This window comes from Candidatus Neomarinimicrobiota bacterium (assembly GCA_034716895.1).
Classification (GTDB): domain Bacteria; phylum Fidelibacterota; class UBA8477; order UBA8477; family JABMPR01; genus JABMPR01.
On the sequence record JAYEKW010000077.1, the window covers coordinates 1 to 3,789 of the forward strand.

The 3,789-nt window shown below is 44.7% G+C and carries 3 protein-coding genes; all 3 read right to left on the bottom strand.

Annotation, left to right across the window (positions count from 1 at the left end; translation table 11 throughout):
* Nucleotides 1-413: 413 nt before the first annotated feature.
* Nucleotides 414-1,571, bottom strand: coding sequence for a T9SS type A sorting domain-containing protein (locus U9Q77_05365; GenBank protein ID MEA3286787.1), 1,158 nt, complete (start codon nt 1,569-1,571; stop codon nt 414-416).
* Nucleotides 1,572-1,646: 75 nt separating this feature from the next.
* Nucleotides 1,647-2,048: a T9SS type A sorting domain-containing protein gene (locus U9Q77_05370; protein MEA3286788.1), complete on the bottom strand. Its 402-nt coding sequence runs from the start codon at nt 2,046-2,048 to the stop codon at nt 1,647-1,649.
* Between the two features lie 7 nt (nt 2,049-2,055).
* Nucleotides 2,056-3,120: a cadherin-like domain-containing protein gene (locus tag U9Q77_05375; protein MEA3286789.1), complete on the bottom strand. Its 1,065-nt coding sequence runs from the start codon at nt 3,118-3,120 to the stop codon at nt 2,056-2,058.
* Nucleotides 3,121-3,789 lie beyond the last annotated feature (669 nt).

Below are 3,789 nucleotides of genomic sequence, written 5' to 3' on the forward strand. Positions count from 1 at the left end.
TCCTGTGCAAAAGCACTGGTGAAGAATAAGACAATGATGAATCCGATAAGCTGTTTCATGTTGGCTTAAAAAGTACTCCCCGGGAGAAAAATACAAAGGGTTTAGTGGTTTAGTGGTTTAGGGGTTGGGGGTTAGGGGTTGCTGGATAATTTGGTTGTGATTGCCAAGCCAGGCAACCCCCTCTGCCCTTTGGGCATCTCCCCCTGAGAAGGGGGAGAGGTTCTTGCCTTCACACGAATTATTGTTTAGCAATACACATATTAACAGCATGAATTTACCCTCCCTCGGGAGGGTCAGATCGTTACACGATCTGGGGAGGGGTTGTCCAAAACCATGCATTTCGGGCATAGTTAATCAACTAAAAGGGCACCCAAAATTGAGTGCCCTTTAGAAAACCGAACTCTGTTAAAAGTTTAGCGGAGCAGGGTCACCTTGCGGGTGAGGTTTTGCTCGCCGGCTTGGATGCTGACCAGGTAGATTCCTGATGACAGGGCGCCGCCTGATAGATCAGTTCCGTTCCAGTCCAGGGTATAATTCTGACCAGCAGGATGACTGCCTTGAGTGTAATTCCAGACCAATTCACCCTTCATGCTGTAGATGCTGACATGCAGGTCTGAAACTTTAGCCAGATCATAGGACAGGGTGATGCTGGGATTGAAAGGATTGGGGTAGAGACCTGTGAGTTCGAAAACACCAGGGCGGGTTGCTGTTGCCGGGGACACATAGGTGATCTCCTGGATCAGATCAATATGATCAGTTTGCGTCCCTTTGTAATCTACATCCGATAACCGGTAGGAATAGGTCACGCCTTCTTCAACACGGGTATCAATAAAAGAGTAATCGGTGGCTTGGGTGGTTGAGCCCTGACCTTCCAGAGTCTTGTTCGTAGTAAATGAGGAAATTTCAGACCAGGGACTGGCAGCTGACTTGCGGGAAATGATAAAACCCTGGTTCTCGATCTCTGAATCGGTGGTCCAGGTCAATTCGACTCCACGGGTGGTGGAGCGGGTGTTGAAAGAGGAGAGTTCTACGGGGAGGGATGAATCTGCATTAAAAGTTGCTGAATATTTTCCTTCACTTACTCCATTATTATCATATTGTGTTTCATCCGGCGAGGTTCCAGTCACCTGTCCATAAATTTCAATAACCCATGTTCCGGAAGAATTAACACTGGAGAGCAAGTCTACAGTAAGATCTTCTGCTCCCCATTTTTGATCACCGCCACTAATATCTTCTAGCCATCCTCCTCCCAAGCTTGTAAAATTCGGGGCTGTGCTCCCTTGTTTATAAACTCGGTAGAAATATTCGCAACCAGTAACATTGCTACCACTATTTTTATATGTTTTTACATCAAATGCTGTGATTTGAAATGTATTCCCAGAACTATAAGTTCCGAAACCATGAGAATCAAATGTCCCTGTAGCAGAATTCCATAAAGTGTATGAATTTGAGGTGCCATTTTCATTGATGGTGATCCAACTTCGGTCAGCATCAAACATCCCCCAATTCGCGTAGCTAATCACTGGAATTAATACTGATGTTAATACTAGTAAAACAATAGTTTTTTTCATATTTCCTCCGCTACATTAAATAAAACAAGCCAACAAATATATCGTTCACACCAGCTTAAATCAACCTCATCCTGCTTACTTCAGTAAACTGATCTTCTCGCTGGTTTCGAATTGTCCGGTGTGAACCCTCACAAAATAAATACCTGAGGGGTAGCCAGCCGCCTGCCATTGGTACTGGTAGCGACCAGGCTGCAATTCACGGGTTTCCAAAACGGCCACTTCCTGACCTAACACATTCAAAATACTGATTCTGGTCTCGGACTGTTCAGGTATATCAACTGTGAGATTTACATCCGGGTTAAAAGGGTTGGGATAGGGTGGATGTAAAGCGTATTCGGTGGGAATAAAGACCTCGTCAATGGCCACCACATCGCGAATCATGATGTTGATGCTCAAGGTATCACCAGCCGAAAACAGTAGGCTGGCCGGAAGGAGCAGCAGGATTAACACTGCAGCAAATTGTTGTTTCAGGCGCAAGAGCAGCTTACCTACCTGTCGATACCCGCATGATGGAGCGACCACCCTGGCCATCGTCCACGATGAACTGCACATCGGTATAGGTCCCAGCTTGAGTATAGTCCGGTGTCCAGGTAAAAGTGGCTGTCCCATCGGTATTATCAGTAAAGCTGGAACCGCTGGGCAGATTGGCACTGGACCAGGTTAAGGTATTATTGTCAACATCGGTGGCAGTGAGATCAAAGGTCATTTCGGTTCCCTCATCTCCACTCTGATCCGAAATTGAAGCGATCACTGGTGCATCATTTACGTTGGTGACAGACACTTCAATAATCTCTGTATCAGAGCCACCGTGATTATCCACAACTGTAATGGTGATGGCAAGAGCTTCAGTAGTAAAATAGTCATCGGCTGGGGTAAGAAAGAGCGTATCATTGCTAACGCTGGCTAAAACTGTTGACGCACTACCGCCACTGACAGAGAACACCAGGCTGTCAACGTGATTTTCGGCATCGGTGGCAGAAAGCTCCACAAAGAGGGATGTGTCTTCGGTAAGTTCCTGGTTCCCAATAGCAGCCAGGACAGGTGCTGTGTTAACCGTAACGGTGTACTCGGCACTGACATTGGTGGAACCATCCCAGAAACCACCTCCACTACTCTCATAGCCACCATACTTGTAAGTGCTGTTATCCCGCGAAAAGCGGCTGGCTACATAATAAGTTCCGCCACTGCTGATCTCGTTTCCCAGATCCACCTTGTATTCATCATTATCCCCACTATCCACATTATAGGTGGCAGCAACCCAGGTCCAGCCAGCTCCGGATGGATCATCATTAGTCTCTGAATAACCGATCCAGGCGTAAATATCAACCCCTTGCCCGGCGGCTTCTGTGACACCTGATTCATAGACCTGAGCATAAGCGATAAATTCTTCCCCGGTATAAAAGGATCCTGTATCCGGATATTGAAAATTACACCAGTCCACATCATTATTAGTGATGGTAATGGAAATTGTGGCATCAGATGTATCTGCAAAAGCTGTTGTGCCAAATACCAGCAGAATCGTGAAAGTGATAATAATTAATTTACGCATGACAAAACTCCTATCCCTTTTATAATAACGTTGAATATCACACAGGGGATACCTCGGAACAATAAAAAGATATTTTGATGAGACAGGGGCTAAGCTTTTTGTGATTTAGGTTACAGGGGGTTTGGGAGGTAGGGCACATTGCCTGGATCTAATGGTTGTATAATTTTTGGCAGATTGCCAAGCCAGGCAACCCCCTTTGCCCTTTGGGCATCTCCCCCTGAAAAAGGGGGAGAGATTCTTGCCTTCACACGAATTATTGTTTAGAGACAAACACTAGTGTCAAGTTAACCATGAATTGTCGCAACCAATTCTAGTTATTTTCCCCGCTAACTGCGTTAAATATTTCCACCATAGCGAGCGCTATGCTAACCTAAATAATTCATAGCCACTAAGTCACCAAGACACAAAGTTTAATAAAATATATGCTTATCAAAAATTATCACTCACAGATACAAATAATACTGTTTAAAATGATCTTGTTCATAACTTTAATACTTTTCGTGACTTAGTGTCTTCGTGGCAATAATTCATGAATAATGCAGGCTAAAAATATTTGCCTTGTTATCGAAAAAAATTCCTGCGACTTATTGCACCATTCATACTTAACATAACACTAGGTCTTGCGTTCCTTTTTCTTGGCAGCTGGGAAAAGAATATTATTCAGGATCA